The sequence below is a fragment of the Micromonospora polyrhachis genome (assembly GCF_014203835.1).
Taxonomy (GTDB): Bacteria; Actinomycetota; Actinomycetes; order Mycobacteriales; family Micromonosporaceae; genus Micromonospora_H; species Micromonospora_H polyrhachis.
The window spans coordinates 5,269,045-5,290,536 of the sequence record NZ_JACHJW010000001.1; the positions used below are offsets into that span (position 1 = coordinate 5,269,045).

Here is a 21,492-nt window from a genome sequence, read left to right on the forward strand (position 1 = left end):
CGGTAGGTGGCTCACCTTGGTCGACGAGGCACCTACCGGAGGCCCCTGGTGCTGCCGGAGTGGGGATGGCCCAATCCCTGGCATCCCAGCACCCGGCCGGCGCGGCTGATCCTCGATCCGCAGCAGCGCTGGACCCGGCTGGAGATCCTCGCCACCGATCGGGGCAGCCTCTTCGACGCCACCGGCAGCGTCGAGCTCCGCGCGCACTATCGCGAGTCCGGTCAGGCTGACTCGATGTACGAGCACAGCAGCTTCGTACGCGAGAACGGCGAGTGGGTGTATCTCGGCGAATCGGCAGAGTCTTGAAGGCGTACGGCTGTGGTGCATAGCCGTACGGCTGTGGGGAGGGCCTTACCGCACGGCGGGGGAGACGACGAGCGTTCCGGCGCTCGCGTTGAGCGTCGCCGGTACGCCGATGGGCACGGTGAGTTGACCGAGGCCGTGCCCGATCGGCAGTCCGCCGAGTACCGGCACCCCGAGGTCGCCCAGCCGCTCGGTGAGCACGTCGGCGACGGTCACCGGCCAGTCGTCGGCGCAGTTGGTGAACTGCCCGACCGCCACCCCGGCGAGCTTGTCCAGCACGCCGGCGCGGCGTAGCTGGGTGAGCATCCGGTCCACCTTGTACGGCGGTTCCTCGACATCCTCGATCAGTAGGATCGCGCCGGCCAGGTCGGGCATGTCGGGGGTGCCCAGGGATGAGACGACGAGGCACAGGTTGCCGCCGATCAGCGGGCCGGTGGCTGTACCGGGCACCAGCACCGGGGCTGTCTCCTCGGTGGGCATCCGGGTCACCGTCACCGGTTCGGTGCTCATCAGCGCGGTGCGTAGCGATTCGGCCGACTTGGGTGGGGTGCGCGCGTCCAGCCAGGCAGCGCCCGGCCCGTGCACGCTGGCCAGCCGGGCACCGCGCCAGAGCGCGAACTGCAACGCGGTGATGTCGGAGAAGCCGGCGACGACCTTGGGGTTGCGCCGTACCGTCGCCATGTCGATCTGGTCGACGACCCGTTGCGCGCCGTAGCCACCTCGGGTGCAGAGAATTCCGCGTACGTCCGGATCGGCGAACGCCGTGTTGATGTCGGCGGCCCGTAGTTCGTCGCCGCCGGCCAGGTAGCCCTGCCGGGCGTAGACGTTCGGGCGGCAGCCGAGCAAGCTACCAGCATCCTTCGATAGGGCAGCCAAGCGCGCTCTGCCTGATCCGGGCGACGGCATGGTGGGCGTCCTTGGGGCCAACACGCGGCGGGCGGACCAGCTCGTCACCCGTCGCGTACCCACGGATAGATCAGGTACGTCTCCAGCGCGCAGGTGAAGTCGACGTGGGTGTCCAGGTCGAGAACAAGGTCGTGGACGCTCATCGGGCCTCGATCAGGTCGTCGCGGTACCGCAAGACTGGGCTGTTGTCGTCGAGTTGTAGCTCGATCACGCCGCCGATCGGCAACGGGATCTTGCGCGGGGTGTGCCCGAACTCGACGTTGGTGATCACCGGGAAGGTCCCGCCGACGCAGCGCAGGATCAGGTCGTCCCAGGTCTGGTCGGGCGCGTCTCCCTGGGTGGTGTCCACGGGCACGCCGACGACGAGCGCGGCGATTCGGTCGAACACGCCGGCCAGCCGTAGGTGGATGAGGGCGGTGTCGATGTCGACCCAGCTCACGAAGACCTCTTCGAGGATCAGGATGGTGCCGTCGAGGTCGGGTAGGTAGTTGGTCCCGACGAGCGCGCGGATGGTGCCGAGGTGCCCGCCGACGACCGGGCCGCGCACGGTGGTGCCCGCGCCGCGCGCGATCCGCCAGTCCTCGCCGGGGACTTCTCGACCGGCCAGGCTGCCGGTGATGGCGTCGAAGAAGGCGGTGGCGGTGTCGTCGTGTACGGGGCGTTGGAAGAAGTCGTACCCGGAGGGACCGTGCAGGGCCAGCAGGCCGGTACGGGCGTGGATGGCGTTGAGCAGGATGGAGGGGTCGGACATGCCGGTCAGGATGGTGGGGTTGGCGGCGATCGTGTCGTAGTCGAGCAGGGGCAGCAGTTGCGCTGCGCCTTTGCCGCCGGTGGCGGGCACGATGAGCCGTACGTCCGGGTCGGTGAAGGCGGCATTGAGGTCAGCGGCGCGTTGCTCGGCCGGGCCGGCGAGGTAGCCGGTAGCGGCCCGGCAGCTCGGGTAGGTGTGGACCTCGTATCCGCGACTGTGCAGGTAGCCGACGAGCCGACCGAGGTCATCACTGCTCACCGGTGATGAGGTGGCGACCACCGCCACGGTGGAGCCGGGCGGCGCGGCCGGTGGCCGAATCATGGTGGGCATCGTCCCTACCTTTCTGGTTCGTCTTCTGGGGCGGCATCGCGGACTACGCGAAAGCCCACGAGGTGCCCGCAGTGCTCGGCGGATTCCAGGGGCCGCACGGTGGTGCGCAGGAAGTAGGTGTTGGCGCGGGTGTCACCGCCCCGGTACTGCGGATGGTCGCGGTAGCTGCCGGAGCACCACTGCCACACATGGCCGGTCATGTCCTCGACTCCGAACGGCGACGCACCCCAACAATTGGCGGTAATCGTATGAAGGGCCGAGCCTCGGACCAAGCAACGTGGCGGCGCGGGCATGGCAGAGCCCCAGGGAAAGCAACGGCCGTCGGTGCCGCGAGCGGCCAACTCCCATTCATCCTCGGTGGGCAGCCGGCCGTCCCAAAGGCCATCGCCCACGGCGGGTATGTGCTCACCGGGGAGCCAGACACCTACGGTAACCCCGACGAGATGCCGGTTGTCTGTCCTGATCTGACATAGCCCGGATAGCGAACGAGGCGGCACCTGTGCGGGTGCCGCCTCTCGCGTCTTCTGGTTAACGCACGTCCACAACCACGACCGTAACGTTGTCGTGTCCGCCCTGGTCGAGAGCCAAGCCAACCAGTCGCTCCACCAACATGTCTGGGTCCTCGACCGAACCCATCGCAGCATCGATGTCCGACTCCGGCACGTACGACGACAAGCCGTCCGAGCACAGCAGGTACCGGTCCCCGGGTTGCAGGTCGCGGAGAACAACATCAGCAGATACGCCCTCGGGGCGACCGTTCAAGAACCGGGTTAGCCGACCCGCGAGGGCCGGCACCTGGGTTGTGCCGGACACCAGATGGCCGTACACGTGGTCGTCGGTGATCAGCGTTGTTTGGTGGTCTCGGTAGCAGTAGATGCGGGAGTCGCCGATGTTGGCCACCGCCACCTTTGACCCGGACCACAGCAACGCCACCAGCGTAGTGCCCATCCCAGCGAGATCCTGGTTGGCGGCGATTTGCGCCTGGAGGGCACGGTTGGCGACATCGATTGCCTCAACAGCCGTGTCAACGAGTTGCCCGGCTGGGGTCGGTTGGTCGTAGCTGCGGACGGCTTCGATGACGATGCTGGAGGCCACATCACCGGCGACGTGGCCGCCGAGTCCGTCAGCGACCATTGCCAGATGGTTGCCGACGTAGAAGGCGTCCTCGTTGCGGCGCCGAACCTGGCCGATGTGGGTCAGTCCGGCGGTGTGGATTTCGACAGTGAGAGTCATGACGTCACCCGTCTGATCCGTGGGAAAGAAGGTCGGGGTCGAGGTCGGGCCAAGGTGTTTGCGCGTCCGGCGCTCGCTGGAGCATGTGTTCGGTCTCGACGCGATCGCTGGCGATGATGTACTCGGTGACCTCGACTGGCTGCCCGTCCTGGCCGGACAAGCCTTCGCGGACGATTTCGAGGACGGGCAGGCTTGTCGGAATTTGAAGGAGCGCGGCTTCCTCCTTGCTGGGCATACGGGCGCGGTGAACTTCCCGCCAGGTTATGGGCCAATGCCCGGCCTGTTCGATGCGGTACAGCCACTCGCCAGCGGCTGGGTTGGCGTCCACCTCGGCAGCGAGGTCAGCAACGCGGGGGTGAACCCAGGAAACATTGATCTGGAACGGTGCCTCGCCGGGCGGGCCGGTGACCCGGTGTCGGCGCAGCACCTCCGTGCCGAGCGCCACTTTGAGTAGGTGGGCGATGCGCGGATCGTCGAGTCGTACCGGATTGTTGGTGGCGTCGCCATGTCTGATCCACTGCTCTTGGCCGCTGGCGGACGGGAACGAGTAGCCGAGGTTCTGGCGGTTGCGGTGGACAGTGTCGCCGCGCTTGCGCCGGGGTCGGCGGGCACCGTACCGGACGGTGATGCCGCTGCCTTGAACGGCGAGGACGTAGCCCTCGGATTCAAGGACGGTGATGGCGCGACCGATGGTGTCTCGGTTGGCACCGTACTCTCGCGCGAAGTCGTCGAGCCTGGGTAGGCGGTCGCCCGTCTTCCACTCTTCGGCTTTGATGCGGGTCTTAATACTCCAACGTCACTTGGCTTTGGCGTTGGGCGTGGCGTGGGTATGAGGACGGCCACCGCGTAGATCATCGATGGTTTGTGAGGACAATCGAAGATCGTGCGGTGGCCGTGGGCCATAGCGTAGACCCTGCCGGGTGGCGGGTCATTCTGGACGAGGCGAAGGCGCGTGTCGCGGGCCGGTTCGTGCGGGCGGAGCCACGCCAGACGGCCGGGCAGTTCGTGGAAGGGCTGCTGTCGGACGTGGAACGTAAGACCTGCTGGTCGTTGGCGGAACGGGCTGGTCACGCTGATCCGCAGGCGATGCAGCGGCTGCTGCGTACGGCGGTGTGGGACGCAGACGCCGTGCGTGATGACGTGCGGGATTGGCTGGTGGAGCATCTCGGACACCCCGATGCGGTCCTGGTCGTCGACGAGACGGGGTTCCTGAAGAAGGGCGTGTGTTCGGTCGGGGTGCAGCGGCAGTACACCGGCACCGCCGGCCGGGTGGAGAACAGCCAGGTCGGGGTGTTTCTGGCCTACGTGACGCCTGCCACGCGGGCGATGATCGACCGCAGGCTCTACCTACCCGAGACAACCTGGTGTGACCGGCCGGACCGTCTCGCCGCCGCTGGTGTCCCCGAGGGAGAGGTCTGGTTCGCTACGAAACCTACCCTGGCCCGGCAGATGATCACGGCCGCGTTGGACGCTGGTGTTCCGGCTGGCTGGGTGACCGGCGACGAGGTTTACGGCGCCGACCCCGGCCTACGCGCTGACCTGGAACACCGCGCAATCGGCTATGTCCTGGCGGTCGGCTGCGACCGACGCGTGGCGGTCAACGACGGCCGCACCCTGGTCCGCGTCGACGATCTCGCCGAACGGATCCCCACCAGCCAGTGGCAGCTACACAGTTGCGGGCCAGGGGCGAAAGGTCCCCGTGACTACCTGTGGGCGTGGATCACCACCGCCACCAACCAGGGTGAGCATCGGTGGTTACTCATCCGCCGCAACCGCACCACCGGTGAGCTGGCCTTCTACCTGTGCTGGACGCCCCACCCGGTGCCGCTACACACCCTTGTACGAGTAGCCGGCTCCCGTTGGAGCATCGAGGAACTGTTCCAGACCGGCAAAGGGCAGGTCGGCCTGGACCACTACCAGGTCCGCGGCTGGACCGGCTGGCACCGCCACATCACCCTGACCATGCTCGCCTTGGCCGTCCTGACCATCCTCGCCGCCACCGCGCAACAGTCCGACGCCAATCCGGAGCTCATCGCGTTGACCGTCCCCGAGATCCGCCGACTCCTCAACGTTTTCGTCCTCGCCGTATCGCTACCGCCAGCACACACCCTGCGCTGGTCGATCTGGCGGCGAACATCGCAAGCCCGAGCCCGACGATCCCACTACCAGCACAGACAGGCGAAGTGACGTTGGAGTATTAATCGCTTCGGCGATGTGTCGGTAGCGCGAGTGCGCGGGCACTGCACCACCTCCTCTCGATGCTTCTCGGATTGTCTTGGGATTCTCCCCAATGGTCGTTGACATCAGGAAGTGGTGCGACTAGCTTTGGGCTAGTCAAATTGTCCCAAGACAATTTGAGACTTGCAAGGGCAAGGAAAAACCCCCGCACCGACCGCGATCTTTGGCGAGTTCAGGTCCGTGCGAGGGCCCAACGGAATCCTTGAAGAAGGGAAACGTCATGCAGGAGGCTACCAAGCCCCGCGCTTCGCTCGCCGTAGGTCGCCTAGCTGTGCGGATCGGGCTGCCGAGCGGCAAGGGAGGACGTGCGTGACGGTCGTATTCGCAGCCCTGGGCGGCGTTCTACTCGGGTTTGTGGCGGGGTTGGTGTCGTATCGGGCGTCTCGGCGGTGGTGTGGGGTGTGCGGGGTGTCGTTGACCTGCCCGAACTGTTCGAGGTAGCCGGCACGTCCGGCGGGCTCGTCGGATGGCCGGCTGCGGTGATCGCTCTACTCATGTGTGCGGTTCGGAGAGGGGTTCGATGACGGCTGTTGCGTTGCGTCAGGTGTTCGACAGTGATGAGGAGGGCGGGCGGCGGGTGTTGGACTACCTGTCGACGGTCCTGGACGGGTTCACGTGTGACCGGCTGGGCAGGGCGGGGGTTGCCTGGGGCGGTCGGTGTTGGGAGGTGGGGGCTGGGAACGGGTCGGTGGCCGGCTGGCTGGGGGATCGGATCGGTCCGACCGGTGAAGTAATCGCCACCGGGCTCTGTCCGGATCTGGTCCGGTCGCATCCTCGGGTGACGGTGATCGGCCGCAACGACGAGCGTGATCCGTTGTTGGGTGGAGTGTTCGACTTGGTGCATGCCCGATTGGTGTTCGCGGGCTGGCCACAGAGGTGGGAACTCGTGCACCGGTACGCGCGGGCGCTGGCCCCGGGTAGGCCGCTGGTGATTGAGGACTGGGGTCGCTGTTCGGGGCTGGTGTTGTCGTCCCCGGTGCCGGATGCGGCTGGTGTCTACTGCCGGTTTCGATCGGCACTCGCGGAGGTGTTCACCCAGGCTGGTGGTGACCTGTATTGGGTGACGCATACGGCGGCGGCGATGGCCGATGCGGGGTTGGTGGAGGTTGACACCGCCGTGCATGCCCAGTCGTGGCGGGGTGGCACTGCCGGGTATTTGTTGCCGTTGACGGTGGCCCGTACGCTGCGCGGCCCGCTGCTGGAGGCCGGTGTCGACTCCGACGACCTGGACGCGTTGGCCGAGGTGCTGACGCACCCGGAGACCGTGCTGCTGGGCGACACGGTCTTCTCCACCATCGGCCGCCGCCAACACACCTGATCAGCCGCCGTCAACACATCTGACCTAACCCATCCAGACGGGGGCGGGGCGGACCCGGCTGCGACGACGATCCCTGCGGCAACAGGGTTATCGCGGTCCGGAAGCTCGAGTCCGCCCCGCCCCGACTCTATTCCGAAAGGGACTCTGATGAGTGCACCTGTGAAGGTCGTACGCGCGAAGTGGGGTGACATCGACGCGCTCGCAGCCCTGGCCGGGACCGCGATGCGTGACCTGCCGGTCGCCGCCTGGCTGGTCCCCGATCCGGGCTGGCGGCAGGCAGTGCTGACTGCCTATCTACGCATCCACGTCGAACACGCGCTGATGTTCGGCGAGATCGACGTGATCCGGGACGACAACGATGGGCTGGTCGGGGCGGCGGTGTGGCTGCACCGCTACCGGCCCATTCCGCCACCGGCCAACTATCCGCACCGGCTCGCCGACACCTGCGGTGAACACGCCGACCGGTTCACCCAGTTGGAAGAACTACTCGCCAAACAGCACCCGGCCGAAGCCCACCATCATCTGGCGTGGCTCGCGGTCACACCCGGAGCACAATTGCAGGGCCACGGCCATGCGTTGCTGACGCATCACCACGGCCGGCTCGACCGTACCGGGATCCACGCCTACACCGTCGCCGCCGACCAGCGAACCTACGACTGGTACGCCCGGCACGGCTACACACCCCACAACAAGACACCCGCCGGAGGCGGCCTCATCCTGCACGGCCTGTGGCGGTCATCCCCACCCACCGATGAGGAGGGGGAGGACGAGTAGCCGTGATCGAACCGCTCGTCATCGCCACCTACCGCCTGCGCGACTACCAGCAGCCCGACCGGCCCGACCGCAGACGTGACGAACTGATGGAACAGGTCATTCTCGACTCCGAGGCGGACATCATCGCCGTACAGGGCCTCCCCGGAGAACCAGCACTGTTCCGGATGGCCCGCGAAACCCGTCTGCACTGCCACACCCACCACGGCACCCCCACGATCGCGGCAGCGGGCGGTGCCGGCCTGGGCATCCTGTGGCGGCCCGACATCCGCCCCGTACCCGGCACCTGGTGGCCCGCCACCGACCAACCCTTCCGGTACGGCCTGACCTGGCTCACCCTCGACGCCTACGGCTCCCCGATCACCATCGCCAACTACCACGCACCACCAGCCGGCGAAACCCACCAGACCCGACGGGAGGCCGGACTACTCACCACCGCCCTCGGCCACCACGACCATGACGTGTTCCTCACCGGCACCTGGCCCACCCCCAACGACCGGGAGCCGGAGCGGATCCTGCACGCCGCCGGCTTCCACGACACCGCCACCACCTGCGGCGGGCACTGGCAACCCACCACCGGCCACTGGCCCGGCGACCCCCACGGCGACCAACGCCCCGACCGCATCCACCACCGCAACAACCCTGCACGCACTGGCCGGATACGCCGGCACACCGTCGAAGACACCGCCCTCGGCTGGGCCGCCTCCGACCACCTACTCGTCGCCGTCGAATACCAACCAGCCCGGTCGGCGTGATTACGGGATGTCTCGCGAGGCCAGAGGGCATCGCAGGTGTTGGCAGACCTGCCAGCTTGGTCCGGCAGAATGATCGCGTGGCGAAACGCGGAGCCCGCCGGACAACGGCGTACGACTCGACCCAGCCCTGCCCCTGCGGCTCGGCCGAGCCCTACGGCGAGTGCTGCGGTCGGCTACACCGGGGAGAGACGACCGCCGCGACGGCCGAGCAACTCATGCGGTCGCGGTTCAGCGCGTACGCCGTTGGTGATGCCGCCTACCTGCTGCGGACCTGGCACCCCACCACCCGACCGGCCCGGCTGAGTCTCGAGCCGCAGCAACGGTGGACCCGGCTGGAGATTCTCGCCACCGATCGGGGCAGCCTGTTCGACACCGTGGGCACCGTCGAGTTCCGTGCGCACTATCGCGAGTCCGGGCAGGCCGGGACGATGCACGAGCACAGCAGCTTCGTACGTGAGAACGGCGAGTGGGTCTACCTCGGCGCTCTGCCGTCGGCTGACTGAGCAACGGCCGTCCCGGAGCAACGCATCGATCTTCGCTACTATCGATCTCTTCGATGTCTTCTCGACGGGGAGTGGCATGACGATGCGTAGGATCGCGGCGACCCTGGTGGTCGCCCTCGCCGCAGTACTGCTACCCGGCTTAGCCCAGGGTGGAGCCGGAGCCGGTATACCGGGCGGGGCTGACGTACCGGACCCGATGAAGATCGTCACCACGACCCCGGCCTCGGCTGGCCCGGCCACTGACCCGGCCGCTGGGACGGTCGCCGTCGCGGCAACCGTGGGCCTCAAGGCGATCAGCCACAACATCTGCGGTGGCATGTGCATGGGGGGCAGCGTCGACAACCTGCCGACTATCACCGATCTCATCGACGATTTTCGTCCTCATTTGATCATGTTTCAGGAGGTCTGCTGGCCGCAGTACGAGTGGTTCACCAACCACGCCTTCAATTCCGGCACGTACCAGTTGGGCTTCACCACGTTGCTGACCAACTACACCGGTTGCGGGGCGACGGACTGTGCGGTGAACGAGGACGACGATCCGGCAAACGACGACCGACGCTGCTGGATTGGTCAGGTCGTCGGGGCCCGAGGGACGTTGAGTAACCGGGACGAGATTGCCCTTGGCGGCGAGCGGCACCAGATCAACGACACCCGACCGGTCAACCCGCCACGGACGTTCACCGCCCTGTGCTACGACGTGCAACTCGCCGACCTGGGTAGCCGGGTCGTCAAGGGATGCAGCGTGCACCTGCGGGCGTTCCGGGACCCGGGCAACATCAACAAGCGGGCCCGTACCGCCCAGGCCGCGCGGCTCGCCTCGGACCTTGACGGCGACATCGCTGCCGGCAAGATCGTCGTGGTGGGTGGGGACTTCAACTCACTCCCCACGGAGACCGCCATGGACGCCTTCTACCGGTCGGAGACCAAGCCGGGCGGCGGCTGGGGGCTGTTCTACGAGGCTGACCAGGACGACCACAACTTCTACGGCAACGCGGGGTGCGCCTCGACAGCGACGGCCTGCCGCAGTGGTGGGCGGACGGCCGGTACGACCGGCACCAACAAGATTGACTATCTCTTCTTCTCGGAGACCAGCGATGCCGCGTCGGTGAGCGGGCTACCGATCGAAGTTCCCCGGACCGTCTCCGACCATGCCTTCTACCGAGGGCTGGTGGAGGTAACCACCTCCTGAAACGTGCTCGACACCGTACCTGTGTGGAGTCGAGGGTCTCAACGTACGGCGGGGGAGACGGTGAGCGTTCCGGCGCTCGCGTTCAACGTCGTCGGTACGCCGATCGGGCACGGTGTCGGTAAAGTCACCGTGCCCGATCGGCCCGACCGCAGACGCGCCGAGCTGATGCCGTTGGCGACAGCGCCTATCTGCTGCGGACCGGGCACCCCACCACCCGACCGGCCCGGCTGAGTCTTGATCCGCAGCAACGGTGGACCCGGCTGGAGATCCTTGCCGCCGATCGGGGCAGCCTGTTCGACACCGTGGGCACCGTCGAGTTCCGCGCGCACTATCGCGAGTCCGGGCAGGTCGGGACGATGTACGAGCACAGCAGCTTCGTACGCGAGAACGGCGAGTGGTCTACCTCGACGCGGCGGCAGATTCTCTCTGACCTGACGCGGTTTCACGGCTGGATCAGGCCGCAGCGGGCTCTGACCGGCGGTTTGGGTTGAATACGTGTTCCATTATCATGGCGTTTCTGCGCCGGCTCATGAGTCGGCTCATGATCACGCCAAACTGGTTGAAGCGTCCGTCGATGACGGTCGGGCCTGGGTCTCGACGTTCAAGATGGGCCAAAGCGGTGGTGACCACATTTTCGGGCGTCCGCAGCTTCCCGGAGGTCAGCACGCGGGCCTCCGGTCCCATCCCCGTTGTGAATTCTGTATCGGTGGCACCGGGACAGACGGCGAAGGCGGTGAGACCCGTGCCACGCAGCTCGGTCCAGAGTGATTCGGTAAAGCTGAGCACGAATGCCTTTGTGGCACCGTAGACGGCCATTCTGGGCGAAGGGAAATAGGCGGATACGCTGGCCACGTTGATGACGAAGCCGTTGGCAGCGCTCAACATCTGCGGCATGAACGCTGCGGTGAGCTGAACCGGTGCCGTGACGTCGACGGCGATCTCGGCGGCGAGGCGTGCGGTATCCGCGTCGGCGAACGGGGCGAATGTGCCAAACGCGGCGTTGTTGATCAGGCTCGTGACCTCTACGCCTCGGTCAGCGACAGCCTTCCGGAGTTCGCTGCCCACAGCTGACTGGGAGAGATCGAAGGGGATCGCCTCGACCCGTACATCGTACGTGCGGGCAAGTTCGCCTGCCATCGATGCTAACCGCTCGGCGCGTCGAGCGACGAGTACGAGATTCGAGCCGCGCGCTGCCAAAGCTGCGGCAAAGGCGGCTCCAATCCCGGAGCTCGCCCCGGTGAGCAGAACTGTCTGTGAGCGATAGTCGACAGTCATGGAGGATAACCTTTCGAGTGCTGATCGATGGATGTCTGCGCCGGGACTGCGTGAGCGGCGGCGGGTCCAGAGTGAGGAATCATGAGCGTGGTGACTCACAATGTGACGAGTATCTTCCCGTGGACGTGACCGCCTTGCTGAAGCGTGACAGCGTCACGGATCTGCTCGATGGGAAACATCGCGGCAATCGGGACGGTCAGCTGGCTGGCCAGAATTGCATTGGTGATTCGGGTGAGGCCTCCGGGGCCGCGTCGATGGCACCCGTCGCGCGTGCCCCCCGGTAGGGGGCGGGCCCCGCGTCGATCGTGGAGATACGTTCTGGGTTGACGCCGAGTTCGAGCGCGACATCGACCGTCTCGGTGCCGACCAGTGACGTCGCCGCGCTGATGTCAGGCGCGAGCGCCCGCACGCGCGCGGCAAGTCCAGGACCATAGGTGACGGGCTCGGCACCGAGGTTGCGCAGAAAGCCATGGGTGTCCGCCGAGCCGGTGCCGACAACGCGGGCACCTGCGAGCGCGGCAAGTTGTACAGCAAAGGTGCCGACTCCACCCGCGGCCCCGCCAATCAGGATGGTGTCGCCGTTGCGCAGGCCGACCGCGTGCAGCGTGGCGTCCGCTGTCAGGCCGGCAATCGCGAGGGTGGCGGCGGTCTGATCGCTCACTCCTGCCGGAGTCCGCGTCAGGCCGAGGTCTGCCGGCGTGCCGACCACGTAGTCGGCGGCAGCGCGGGCGAGCGCACCGCCGAAGACCCGATCGCCAACGACGAAACCCTCGACCTGGTCGTCGACTTCGTCCACGACGCCGGCGAAGTCATAGCCAAAACCGGCCGGGGTCGAGACGCCGAAGGCCCGCGCCAGCCCAGGTGTCGAGGCAATCTTCCAATCCATCGGGTTCAGCCCGAACGCCGCTACATGAACCCGGACCTCGCCAACCCCCGGGTGCGGCTCTGGGACTTTTCGTAGCGCGAGAACCTCGGGACCTCCGAACGCCTCGTAGATGACTGCGCGACTCATGGGTGCCTCTCGATTGTCGATACGTGTTGGAGATCAACTAATCACCGGACGGCGGGAGTCAGAGCTGGGAGCCGCCGCCGTCGATGGTGAGTTCGGCACCGGTGGTGTAGGTGGCCTCGAACGCAAGAAACACGACCGCCCTGGCGACCTCGTCGGGCGTACCCAGTCGCAGCATCGGAATGTCGGCGGCCATCTGCGTCTTGGTCTGTTCAGCAGCCTCGGCGGGCATCGACTTCTCCAGGATCCCGGAGTCGATCGCGCCGGGGCTGACCGCATTGACGCGGATCTTGCGCGGGAGCAGCTCGCGGGCCAGGCCCCGGGTCATCGAGCGCAGCGCCGCCTTGCTGGCCGCGTAGGCGCTGAGCGCCGGCAGCGCCCTGACGTTTGCCACGGACGTGGTGAGCACCACGCCGCTGCCCTCCGCCAGCAGCGGGGCCAGCTTCTGCACCGTGAAGTACGGACCCTTGGCATTGATCGCCAGCAGGTGGTCGAACATCTGCTCGCTGGTCGACTCGAACGGCGCGAAGCCGTTGACACCGGCGTTGGCGAACAGTGCGTCGACCGTGCCGAACTCGGCCTTCACCCGGTCGGCCAGCGCCTCGATGTCGGAGAGCGATGCGGCGTCGCTGCGGACCGCGATCGCGTTCCCGCCGAGCCGGCTGCGGGCGGCGTCCAGGGCGGTCTGGTCCCGACCGGTGATCAGCACACGCGCGCCCGCACCCACGAGTAGCTGTGCTGTCGCCAGGCCAAGACCGCTGCTGCCTCCGGTGATCACTACGTTCTTGTTCTCATACTTACCCATTTCGGGGCACACTCCTCCGTAGAAGCCGTCTCCTGATGCGCCCGGGCGGTCGCGGCCACCTGAACGAGACCGAGTCAACAGCCGCCCGGAGCAGGCGTCCAAGACTCGTTTTGCACCCCGTCATGCAGGAATTGCATAACGCGCTAGGGTGCGGATATGCCCGACGAAGCCCCGCCCGCCCTGGCATCCGGTCCCGATCTGGATCTGCGGCTGGTTCGGTATTTCACGGCCGTCGCCGAGCATCTGAACTTTGCGCGTGCGGCCGATGTCCTGCGCGTCGCCCAGCCCTCCCTGAGCCGCCAGATCCAGCGGCTGGAAAACGCCCTCGGCGTACGCCTCCTGGAGCGCACCACTCAGGGCAGCAGGCTCACCGCCGCCGGTGCGGCGTTCCTTCCGCAGGCGCAGAAGCTACTACACGGTGCCCAGCAGGCAGTGCTTACCGCGCGCGCCGCAGCACCAGCGCGCACGATCACCATCGGATACGTGGACGACCTCGTCATCACGCCTGCCGTACGCGACCTGCGCTACCGCCACCCCGACGCCCATGTCCGCACCCGCCACCTCGACTCGCAGCAAGCCGGCGCCCTGCTCGACCGGCAGGTCGACGCGCTTGTCACGCGTACGCCGCTGCCGATCCTGGCCGGCGACGTCGACGTGACTGTCCTCTACGACGAACCCCGGGTCCTGCTCGTGCCTGCATCCCACCGCCTTGCCGGCAAGGAATCAGTCACCATCGACGACATTGCCGGCGAACCACTTGTCGCCTGCGCGGGCATGGGTACACAGTGGACCACCTTCTGGCGACTCGAACCCCGACCGAACGGCGATCCCGCGCCACTCGGTCCCACGCTCGTCGATACCTTCGAGGACAAACTCGAAGCCATCGCCGACGGACGCGCCATTGCCCTCGTGCCGGCCGACGACCGGCGCTTCACCCTCCGCCAGGACCTCGTCACCATTCCCGTTGAGGAAATCGAACCCTGCCAAGTGGTCATCGCCACTCGCTCCGCAGACACCAACCTTCTCGTCGCGCACTTCCTCAGATCTGCGGAAAATCTTCTGGTTCGCGATAACTGACGCAGGAAGATGTCCGGAGAGTAACCAACCCTCCGCGCTCTACTCGGCAGACGACCGGCCGTAGCGACCCCAACTCGATCAAGGCTGTGTGGACGTGACCGCGGTCGCGAGCTGGGTAGCGGTCGGCGGCTTCACAGGATCAGTCTTGTAGGTCCTCGGCAGTGAACGAGCGGTGCACCGTGAGCTGGGCCAGGTGTGTTTCCAGGGCTTCGAGCTGTTCGGATCCTGTTCGGGCTTCCCAGCGGCTGCGCACGTCGTCGAAGAGTGCGCCGCCGATGGCCATCAGCTCATGACCCCGAGGGGTCACCTGCACTCGCTTGCGGCGCGCGTCGCTTGGGTCAGGCTCGGTGAACCGGGCCGGTGCCGGCGACCAAGCACGCGAACCTTGTCGGAGACCTATTGCACGGCGGGGGAGACTACGAGCGTTCCCGCGCTCGCGTTCAACGTCGCCGGTACGCCGATCGGGACGGTGAGCTGACCGACGCCGTGTCCGATCGGCAGCCCGCCGAGCACCGGCACCCCCAGGTCGCCCAGCCGCTCGGCGATCACATCAGACACGGTCACCGCCCAGTCGTCGGCGCAGTTGGTGAACTGTCCCACCGCCACCCCGGCGAGCTTCGCCAGCACCCCGGCCCGGCGTAGCTGGGTGAGCATCCGGTCCACCTTGTACGGCGGCTCCTCGACATCCTCGATCAGCAGGATCGCGCCGGCCAGGTCCGGCATGTCCGGGGTACCCAACGACGAGACGACCAGGCACAGGTTTCCGCCGATCAGCGGGCCGGTGGCCGTACCGGGGACCAGCACCGGGGCCGTCTCCTCGGTGGGCACCCGGGTCACCGTCACCGGTTCGGTGCTCATCAGCGCGGCACGCAGCGACTCGGCCGACTCCGGCGGGGTGCGCTCGTCCAGCCAGGCCGCTCCCGGCCCGTGCACGCTGGCCAGCCGGGCCCCCCGCCAGAGCGCGAACTGCAATGCGGTGATGTCGGAGAAGCCGGCGACCACCTTCGGGTTGCGTCGGACCACCGCCATGTCGATCTGGTCGACCACGCGTTGCGCGCCGTAGCCGCCCCGGGTGCAGAGAATCCCGCGTACGTCCGGATCGGCGAACGCCGTGTCGATGTCGGCGGCCCGCAACTCGTCGCCACCGGCGAGATAGCCCTGCCGGGCGTAGACGTTCGGGGCGAGCACCGGCCGTAGGCCCCAGCCGCTGATCAACTCGATGCCCCGGGCCACCCGTTCCGGCCGGGTCGGCCCGGACGGGGACACCAGCATCACGGTGTCGCCGCGGCGCAGGGCGGGCGGTCGTACGGCCTCGGTCATAACGCCCGAGCCTAGCGGCCACACTTGTTGATCTAGCGTCACACTTGTTGATCGAGAGAATCGCGTCATGGCGCTGGTCCGTTGTGACGCAAACTTCTTGATCAACAATTGAGGGGGCCGGCGCGAGCGGGGGACCGAACGGCAGGGGATAGCCTCGACTCGTGGCAACCGCGCTGGTGATCGAGAACGACCCGACGGACGACCCCCGCCGGCTGGGGGAGTGGCTGATCGAGGGGGGCCTCGACCTGCACATCCTTCGCCCGTACGCCGGGGACGAACTGCCGGCGGACCTGGACGGCTTCGCGGCGCTGGTGGTGCTCGGAGGTCCGCAGCCGCCCTATCCGCTGCCTGACGGCAGCCCCGGGGCACCCTGGTTCCCGGCCCTCGAAGGGCTGCTGCGCAAGGCGGTCCGGTACCGGGTGGCGACGCTGGGGATCTGCCTGGGTGCACAACTGCTGGCAACCGCGCACGCCGGGCTGGTCGAGCGCAGCCCGTCCGGGCCGGAGGTCGGGCCGGCGCTGGTCGGGAAGCGGGACGCGGCCGACGACGACCCGCTGTTCAAGTGGGTGCCGCTGATCCCCGACGTGCTGCAGTGGCACGCCGACGAGATCACCGAACTACCCCGCGACGCGGTGCTGCTGGCCGCCTCGACCCGCTACCCGCACCAGGCGTTCCGGATGGGGGACCGGGCCTGGGGGTTGCAGTTCCACATCGAGCCGGACACCGCGATGATCGCCGATTGGGCGACCGACTCGCGGCTGTGCGCCGAGCTGGGTTACGACCCCGAGGCGGTAGTCGCCGCCTGCGACGCGGTGATGGCCGACATCGAGGAGGTGTGGCATCCGTTCGCGATCCGGTTCGCCGCACTGGCCCGAGGTGAGCTGGCCGGGGCGCAACCCCGGCGCGACCTGCCGCTACTCGGTCACTGAGGCTCGGCGATGACCAGACCGACGAGCACCCAGGGCCGGCTCGCCCGGTACGGCTTCGGGGTGGCCGACGGCGACGACGGCGGCCGGGCGGGTGACCTGCTCGGCCCGACCGGGCTGGGCTGGTGGAACCCGGAGACCCAGGAGCCGGTCGACCCGGTAGCTGGCGAACTGATCACCATGCTGGGTCGGGCCATCGACCCGGACCTGGCCCTGCGTCAGCTGCACCGCATCGCCGAGGCAGAGCAGCGCACCGAGCAGGCCCAACGGCAGGCCGAGCAGCGCACCGAGCAGGCCCAACGGCAGGCCGAGAAAGCCGAGCAGCGCACCGAGCAGGCCCAACGGCAGGCCGAGAAAGCCGGGCAGCGCACCGAGCAGCAGGAGGCCAGTGCACTGCTCACCGCCCTGCGTACGGATGTGGGGCTGCGGCGCCGACTGGTCGCCGTACTCGGCGCGTCGTCCGCGCTCGGTGATCACCTGGTCGCCAATCCGCACCAGTGGCGTGCCCTGGCGACCGGGGCGGACGGGCTGGCTCCCACCGCCGACGGGACGCTCACGCTGGCCTTCGACGACGAGAGGACCAGCCGGCCCGCCGCCCGCATCCCGATGCTGCGGCAGGCGTACCGGTTGGCGTTGCTGCGGATCGCGGCGGCCGACCTGACCGGCGCGCGCAGCCTGGAGCAGGTCATGGCGGCGCTGTCGGCGTTGGCCGACGCCACCCTCAGCGCCGCGTACGACCTGGCGGTCAGCGAGCTGCCAGCAGGCACACCGACGCCTCGACTGGCGGTGGTGGCCATGGGTAAGTGCGGCGGCGACGAACTCAACTACGTCTCGGACGTGGACGTCATCTTCGTGGCCGACACGGACGAGGACCTGCCCGCCGCGACCACGGTCGCCACCCGACTGATCCACATCTGTGGGCTGGTCGCCTGGCCGGTGGATGCCGCACTGCGCCCCGAGGGCAACCGTGGGCCGCTGGTGCGTACCCTCGCCAGCCACCTGGCCTACTACCGGCGGTGGGCGCGCACCTGGGAGTTCCAGGCGTTGCTCAAGGCCCGGCCGGCGGCCGGTGACCTCGCCCTGGCCCAGGAGTGGATGGAACAGCTCGCCCCGATGGTCTGGTCGGCGGCGGAGCGGCCGGAGGCGGTCCCGGACATCCGGGCCATGCGCCGCAAGATCATCGAGAACATCCCGCCCGGCGAGCAGGACCGGGAGATCAAACGCGGGCCGGGCGGCCTGCGCGACATCGAGTTCGCCGTGCAGCTCCTCCAACTGGTGCACGGTCGGGCCGACGAGACACTGCGCGCACCGGGCACCATCCCCGCTTTGAAGGCCCTGGTCAACGGCGGATACGTCGGTCGCGCCGACGGCGAGTCGCTGCTGCGTGGCTACCGTTTCCTGCGCGGCGTCGAGCACCGGCTCCAGCTGCGCGGCCTGCGCCGGACGCACACCGTACCGGCCGATCCGGTGGCGCTCCGCTGGCTGGCGCACGCACTGGGCTACGCCGCCACCCCCGGCCGGGACGCCGTCGCGGCGTTCCGCGCCGACTGGGTCACCCACGCCACCGAGGTACGTCGGCTGCACGCCAAACTGCTCTACCGGCCCCTGCTGGAGGCGGTCGCCCGGGTGCCCGCCGACGGGCTGCGGATGACACCTGCGGCGGCCCGTGCGCGGTTGGAGGTGCTCGGCTTTGCCGACCCGGCCGGGGCGCTTCGGCACATCCAGGCGCTGACCGGCGGCCTGACCCGCACCGCCGCGATCCAACGCACCCTGCTGCCCGTACTGCTACAGGACTTCGCCGATGCGCCGGAACCGGACCGGGGGCTGCTCAACTACCGCCAGGTTTCCGACAAGCTCGGCCGCACGCCGTGGTACCTGCGGCTGCTCCGCGACGAGGGGCCGGTGGCCCGCCGACTGGCCCGCGAACTGAGCCTGTCCCGGTACGTCGCCGACCTGCTGGCCCGGGACCCGGAGGCGTTACGCCTGCTGGCCGAGGATGCGGAGCTGACTCCCCGGAACAAGCAGGTGCTCTGCGACGGGTTCATCGCGGCGGCCAACCGACACCTGACCGACACCAGCGTCCCGGTCACCGGTGCCACCGTCCGCCCGTCCCGGGCGCCCGAGGCGATCCACGCGGTACGGGCCCTACGCCGCCGGGAACTCGTCCGACTGGCCAGCGCCGACGTGCTGCGCCACGCCGGCCCACTGGCCCCGGAGAAGGCCGATGGCCTCGACGTACTCGCCATCGGGGCGGGGCTCTCTGCGGTCACCGACGCCACCCTCGCCGCCGCGCTGCACACCGCTCGGGTGGCGCAACCGGTACCGCCCGGCCTGCGGTTCGCGGTCATCGGCATGGGTCGGCTCGGCGGCTACGAGATGAACTACCTCTCCGACGCCGACGTGCTCTTCGTCTACGACCCGCCGGCCGGGATGGCCGACGGCACCGCCAGCGCCGCCGCGCACGCCGTCGCCGAGGAACTACGCCGGCTGCTCGGCATGCCGGCTCCCGACCCGCCGCTGGGTGTCGACGCGGACCTACGCCCCGAGGGCCGGCAGGGACCCCTGGTACGCAGCCTTGCCGCCTACGCCCAGTACTACGCGCGCTGGTCGAAGGTGTGGGAGGCACAGGCGCTGCTACGCGCCCGGTTCGTCTGCGGTGACGCCGAGCTGGGAAACGAGTTCGAGGCGATGATCGAGCCGGTGCGCTACCCCGACCGGGGGCTGACCCGGGAACAGGTGGTCGAGATCCGGCGGATCAAGGCCCGGGTGGAAACCGAACGCCTACCCCGGGGTGCCGATCCGGCCACCCACACCAAACTCGGCCGGGGTGGGCTGGCCGACGTCGAGTGGGCGGTACAGCTGCTCCAACTGCGGTACGCCGGGCAGCATCCGCAACTGCGCGGGACGCGTACCCTCGACGCCCTGGCCGCCGCCGCGGACGCCGGCCTGCTCGACCCGGCGGACGCCGCCGCGATGGCCGCCGGCTGGACCACGGCCGCCCGGGTACGCAACGCGCTGATGCTGGTCCGGGGCCGGGCCGGGGACCAGTTGCCCCGGCACGGGGTCGAGCTTGCCGGTGTGGTGCGCCTGCTCGGCGGCGACGACCCCGGCGAGTTCCTCGACGACTACCTGCGGGCCGGGCGGCGGTCCCGCACCGCCGTGGAGCACGTCCTCGATGCCTGACCGGCACCGAACCGGCCGGATCGTCGCCACCATCGTGGGCACGGCTGTCGTGCTCGCGGTGGCGTTCCTGCTCGCCCCGCCGATGGGCACCGACCTGTCCGCGCAGGTCGCCCGTGCCGACTTCTTTGCCCGGCACGGCTATGCCCCGATCGACTTCGGCTGGTACGGCGGCGTCAACCAGTTCGGCTACAGCCTCTTCACCGCCGCTCTGGGGGCAGCCTTCGGGGTACGCCTCGTCGGCGCGGTTGCCGCGGTCGTGTCGGCCGCAGCCCTGGGCTACCTATTGCTGCGGTGGGATGCGCACCGTCCGTTGCTCGGTGGCGTGCTCGGTGCTGCGGTGCTGGTCGGAAACCTGGTCAGCGGCCGGATCACGTTTGCGGTCGGTCTGGCTTTCGCGCTGATGGCGCTCGCCGTCCTCTCTGTACGACGCCGGCTGCCGCGTGGCATCCGGCTCGGGCTGGCTGCGGTGCTGGCCGCGGTGGCGACCTGGGCCAGTCCGGTGGCGGGCCTGTACGTCGGCGTGGCAGGAGGAGCGCTCCTTCTGGCTGCCCTGTCGAGGCGCACGGATGATGGCTGGCGATTGGGGCGCCAACTGCCCGAGAGCCTGGTGTTGTGCCTGGCCCCGGCCATCGCACTCGCACCGATGGCGCTCCTGTTCGGCAACGGCGGTGTGCAACCGTTCACTGCCGAGTCCATGCGAATCAACGTGGCGTTGGCGGTCGTGGTCCTCCTGGTGCTGCCCCGTCAGCAGCGGGTGGTGCGGTTCGGAGCCGCACTCACCGCGTTGCTGCTGGTCCTGGCCTACTATCTGCCCAGTCCGATCGGCTCCAACGCGATGCGGCTGCCGATGTTGTTCGCCGTGCCGGTGCTGGCCGCCTTCGCCACGCTGGATCGTCGGTGGCTCGCCGCGCTGCTCGCCGCCACTGTCTGGTGGCAGCCCCCGGTCATGACCAGCGACCTGGGGCGGATGGGTGGAGTGGAGCCGAGCGCGGCCTTCTATCGGCCGCTGCTCGACGAGCTGCAGCGACGTGGCCCAGTTGGGCGCGTCGAGGTGGTCCCGCTTCGTGATCACTGGGAGTCCACGCACGTTGCGGCGGTCGTGCCACTAGCCCGAGGTTGGGAGCGGCAGGTCGACGTGGACCGCAACCCGCTCTTCTATCGCACCGGCCTGAGTTCGGACGACTACCACACCTGGCTGAAACGGAACGCGGTCAGCTACGTGGCACTCGCATCGGCCAGCCCGCCGGACCGGTACGCCCGCGAAGAGGCTGCCCTGGTGGTCGCAGGTACGCCGTACCTGCGGGAGGTGTGGCGGGATGCGACCTGGCGGCTCTATGCGGTTGTCGATGCCGCCCCCCTGGTCAACGCGCCAGGTCGACTTCTCGAATCGACGCAGAACGGAGTCCGTTTCCATGCGGACGGGCCCGGCGAGGTGCTGGTCAGGTTGCATTGGTCTCGCTGGTTGACGCTCGACGGCACGGGTGGTTGTCTTGCCCCTGACCCCGAGGGGTGGACCATCGTACGGAGCACCACTGCAGGCGAGCAGTCGATCTCCAGCGGGCTAAGACCGGGGCCGTTCTGCTGACCAGCCGGGACCAGG

22 protein-coding genes and 1 pseudogene are annotated in these 21,492 nt (G+C 68.4%); 12 read left to right on the top strand and 11 right to left on the bottom strand.

Features of this window, described 5'->3' with window-relative positions:
• The first annotated feature begins 48 nt into the window (after positions 1-48).
• Positions 49-306, top strand: a complete 258-nt coding sequence (locus tag FHR38_RS23335; RefSeq protein ID WP_312882363.1) for a YchJ family metal-binding protein — start codon at positions 49-51, stop codon at positions 304-306.
• A gap of 45 nt (positions 307-351) precedes the next feature.
• On the opposite strand, the gene FHR38_RS23340 is transcribed toward FHR38_RS23335, so the two are convergent.
• The 6 genes and pseudogenes from FHR38_RS23340 to FHR38_RS33615 form a co-directional block, all read right to left on the bottom strand.
• Positions 352-1,209 (bottom strand): S66 peptidase family protein, encoded by an 858-nt coding sequence (locus FHR38_RS23340; RefSeq protein ID WP_184536676.1) that lies wholly within the window; start codon positions 1,207-1,209, stop codon positions 352-354.
• A 139-nt stretch (positions 1,210-1,348) separates the two neighbouring features.
• Complete coding sequence (locus FHR38_RS23345) at positions 1,349-2,290, bottom strand: S66 peptidase family protein (protein ID WP_184536677.1); 942 nt, start codon at positions 2,288-2,290, stop codon at positions 1,349-1,351.
• 5 nt (positions 2,291-2,295) lie between these two features.
• On the bottom strand, positions 2,296-2,934 hold the full coding sequence (locus tag FHR38_RS32475; RefSeq protein WP_246446708.1) for a formylglycine-generating enzyme family protein: 639 nt from the start codon (positions 2,932-2,934) through the stop codon (positions 2,296-2,298).
• Positions 2,819-3,523: a PP2C family protein-serine/threonine phosphatase gene (locus tag FHR38_RS23355; RefSeq protein ID WP_221449145.1), complete on the bottom strand. Its 705-nt coding sequence runs from the start codon at positions 3,521-3,523 to the stop codon at positions 2,819-2,821. The genes FHR38_RS32475 and FHR38_RS23355 overlap by 116 nt, the downstream gene beginning before the upstream one ends.
• Positions 3,524-3,527: 4 nt before the next feature.
• Entirely contained in the window at positions 3,528-4,151 is a 624-nt protein-coding gene (locus FHR38_RS23360; protein ID WP_312882588.1) for a UTRA domain-containing protein, read from the bottom strand.
• A 51-nt stretch (positions 4,152-4,202) separates the two neighbouring features.
• Positions 4,203-4,310 (bottom strand): annotated as a pseudogene (locus FHR38_RS33615) (GntR family transcriptional regulator); the annotation flags it as partial.
• A gap of 101 nt (positions 4,311-4,411) precedes the next feature.
• Between FHR38_RS33615 and FHR38_RS23365 the strand changes: the two are divergent.
• From FHR38_RS23365 to FHR38_RS23395, 7 genes are all read left to right on the top strand, one after another.
• The gene (locus FHR38_RS23365) at positions 4,412-5,710 is read left to right on the top strand and encodes an IS701 family transposase (RefSeq protein WP_446685674.1); all 1,299 of its coding nucleotides are present in this window, start codon (positions 4,412-4,414) and stop codon (positions 5,708-5,710) included.
• Between the two features lie 571 nt (positions 5,711-6,281).
• Positions 6,282-7,079, top strand: coding sequence for a methyltransferase domain-containing protein (locus tag FHR38_RS23370; RefSeq protein WP_184536679.1), 798 nt, complete (start codon positions 6,282-6,284; stop codon positions 7,077-7,079).
• A 147-nt stretch (positions 7,080-7,226) separates the two neighbouring features.
• Positions 7,227-7,853 carry a GNAT family N-acetyltransferase gene (locus FHR38_RS23375; protein WP_184536680.1) on the top strand — a complete coding sequence of 209 codons (627 nt, stop codon included), beginning with the start codon at positions 7,227-7,229 and terminating at the stop codon, positions 7,851-7,853.
• Positions 7,854-7,855: 2 nt separating this feature from the next.
• Positions 7,856-8,605 carry a hypothetical protein gene (locus tag FHR38_RS23380; protein WP_184536681.1) on the top strand — a complete coding sequence of 250 codons (750 nt, stop codon included), beginning with the start codon at positions 7,856-7,858 and terminating at the stop codon, positions 8,603-8,605.
• Positions 8,606-8,682: 77 nt separating this feature from the next.
• Positions 8,683-9,108, top strand: coding sequence for a YchJ family protein (locus FHR38_RS23385; protein WP_184536682.1), 426 nt, complete (start codon positions 8,683-8,685; stop codon positions 9,106-9,108).
• Between the two features lie 76 nt (positions 9,109-9,184).
• The gene (locus FHR38_RS23390; protein WP_184536683.1) at positions 9,185-10,297 is read left to right on the top strand and encodes an endonuclease/exonuclease/phosphatase family protein; all 1,113 of its coding nucleotides are present in this window, start codon (positions 9,185-9,187) and stop codon (positions 10,295-10,297) included.
• Between the two features lie 227 nt (positions 10,298-10,524).
• Positions 10,525-10,788, top strand: coding sequence for a YchJ family metal-binding protein (locus tag FHR38_RS23395; protein ID WP_246447680.1), 264 nt, complete (start codon positions 10,525-10,527; stop codon positions 10,786-10,788).
• On the opposite strand, the gene FHR38_RS23400 is transcribed toward FHR38_RS23395, so the two are convergent.
• The 3 genes from FHR38_RS23400 to FHR38_RS23410 all read right to left on the bottom strand — a co-directional run bounded on the left by FHR38_RS23400 (position 10,751) and on the right by FHR38_RS23410 (position 13,386).
• Positions 10,751-11,572, bottom strand: a complete 822-nt coding sequence (locus tag FHR38_RS23400; RefSeq protein WP_184536684.1) for an SDR family NAD(P)-dependent oxidoreductase — start codon at positions 11,570-11,572, stop codon at positions 10,751-10,753. The genes FHR38_RS23395 and FHR38_RS23400 overlap by 38 nt on opposite strands.
• Positions 11,573-11,768: 196 nt before the next feature.
• Complete coding sequence (locus tag FHR38_RS23405; RefSeq protein WP_221449147.1) at positions 11,769-12,584, bottom strand: NADP-dependent oxidoreductase; 816 nt, start codon at positions 12,582-12,584, stop codon at positions 11,769-11,771.
• 58 nt (positions 12,585-12,642) lie between these two features.
• On the bottom strand, positions 12,643-13,386 hold the full coding sequence (locus tag FHR38_RS23410) for an SDR family oxidoreductase (protein ID WP_184536685.1): 744 nt from the start codon (positions 13,384-13,386) through the stop codon (positions 12,643-12,645).
• A gap of 156 nt (positions 13,387-13,542) precedes the next feature.
• Between FHR38_RS23410 and FHR38_RS23415 the strand changes: the two genes are divergently transcribed.
• Positions 13,543-14,463 (top strand): LysR family transcriptional regulator, encoded by a 921-nt coding sequence (locus FHR38_RS23415; protein WP_184536686.1) that lies wholly within the window; start codon positions 13,543-13,545, stop codon positions 14,461-14,463.
• A 139-nt stretch (positions 14,464-14,602) separates the two neighbouring features.
• Here the strand turns inward: FHR38_RS23415 and FHR38_RS23420 are convergent, their stop codons facing one another.
• Both FHR38_RS23420 and FHR38_RS23425 read right to left on the bottom strand, forming a co-directional pair.
• The gene (locus tag FHR38_RS23420; protein WP_221449148.1) at positions 14,603-14,770 is read right to left on the bottom strand and encodes a hypothetical protein; all 168 of its coding nucleotides are present in this window, start codon (positions 14,768-14,770) and stop codon (positions 14,603-14,605) included.
• 89 nt (positions 14,771-14,859) lie between these two features.
• Entirely contained in the window at positions 14,860-15,783 is a 924-nt protein-coding gene (locus FHR38_RS23425; RefSeq protein WP_184536687.1) for a S66 peptidase family protein, read from the bottom strand.
• A 161-nt stretch (positions 15,784-15,944) separates the two neighbouring features.
• On the opposite strand from FHR38_RS23425, the gene FHR38_RS23430 reads away from it, so the two are divergent.
• Genes FHR38_RS23430 through FHR38_RS23440 form a run of 3 tightly spaced genes read left to right on the top strand, consistent with a single transcriptional unit; the run spans position 15,945 to position 21,477 of the window.
• Positions 15,945-16,712: a type 1 glutamine amidotransferase gene (locus FHR38_RS23430; RefSeq protein ID WP_184536688.1), complete on the top strand. Its 768-nt coding sequence runs from the start codon at positions 15,945-15,947 to the stop codon at positions 16,710-16,712.
• Positions 16,713-16,721: 9 nt separating this feature from the next.
• Positions 16,722-19,892 carry a bifunctional [glutamine synthetase] adenylyltransferase/[glutamine synthetase]-adenylyl-L-tyrosine phosphorylase gene (locus tag FHR38_RS23435; protein ID WP_184536689.1) on the top strand — a complete coding sequence of 1,057 codons (3,171 nt, stop codon included), beginning with the start codon at positions 16,722-16,724 and terminating at the stop codon, positions 19,890-19,892.
• Positions 19,885-21,477 carry a hypothetical protein gene (locus FHR38_RS23440; RefSeq protein WP_184536690.1) on the top strand — a complete coding sequence of 531 codons (1,593 nt, stop codon included), beginning with the start codon at positions 19,885-19,887 and terminating at the stop codon, positions 21,475-21,477. The genes FHR38_RS23435 and FHR38_RS23440 overlap by 8 nt, the downstream gene beginning before the upstream one ends.
• Positions 21,478-21,492: the final 15 nt, after the last annotated feature.

Excerpts from the sequence above, each read along its gene's own strand:
- FHR38_RS23345 (WP_184536677.1), bottom strand. The coding sequence starts at position 2,290 with ATGCCCACCATGATTCGGCCACCGGCCGCGCCGCCCGGCTCCACCGTG.
- FHR38_RS23435 (WP_184536689.1), top strand. The coding sequence starts at position 16,722 with ATGACCAGACCGACGAGCACCCAGGGCCGGCTCGCCCGGTACGGCTTC.
- FHR38_RS23440 (WP_184536690.1), top strand. The coding sequence starts at position 19,885 with ATGCCTGACCGGCACCGAACCGGCCGGATCGTCGCCACCATCGTGGGC.
- FHR38_RS23425 (WP_184536687.1), bottom strand. The coding sequence starts at position 15,783 with ATGACCGAGGCCGTACGACCGCCCGCCCTGCGCCGCGGCGACACCGTG.
- FHR38_RS23355 (WP_221449145.1), bottom strand. The coding sequence starts at position 3,523 with ATGACTCTCACTGTCGAAATCCACACCGCCGGACTGACCCACATCGGC.
- FHR38_RS23415 (WP_184536686.1), top strand. The coding sequence starts at position 13,543 with ATGCCCGACGAAGCCCCGCCCGCCCTGGCATCCGGTCCCGATCTGGAT.
- FHR38_RS23340 (WP_184536676.1), bottom strand. The coding sequence starts at position 1,209 with ATGCCGTCGCCCGGATCAGGCAGAGCGCGCTTGGCTGCCCTATCGAAG.
- FHR38_RS23400 (WP_184536684.1), bottom strand. The coding sequence starts at position 11,572 with ATGACTGTCGACTATCGCTCACAGACAGTTCTGCTCACCGGGGCGAGC.
- FHR38_RS23370 (WP_184536679.1), top strand. The coding sequence starts at position 6,282 with ATGACGGCTGTTGCGTTGCGTCAGGTGTTCGACAGTGATGAGGAGGGC.
- FHR38_RS23390 (WP_184536683.1), top strand. The coding sequence starts at position 9,185 with ATGACGATGCGTAGGATCGCGGCGACCCTGGTGGTCGCCCTCGCCGCA.
- FHR38_RS32475 (WP_246446708.1), bottom strand. The coding sequence starts at position 2,934 with ATGCTGCGATGGGTTCGGTCGAGGACCCAGACATGTTGGTGGAGCGAC.
- FHR38_RS23410 (WP_184536685.1), bottom strand. The coding sequence starts at position 13,386 with ATGGGTAAGTATGAGAACAAGAACGTAGTGATCACCGGAGGCAGCAGC.
- FHR38_RS23375 (WP_184536680.1), top strand. The coding sequence starts at position 7,227 with ATGAGTGCACCTGTGAAGGTCGTACGCGCGAAGTGGGGTGACATCGAC.
- FHR38_RS23405 (WP_221449147.1), bottom strand. The coding sequence starts at position 12,584 with ATGAGTCGCGCAGTCATCTACGAGGCGTTCGGAGGTCCCGAGGTTCTC.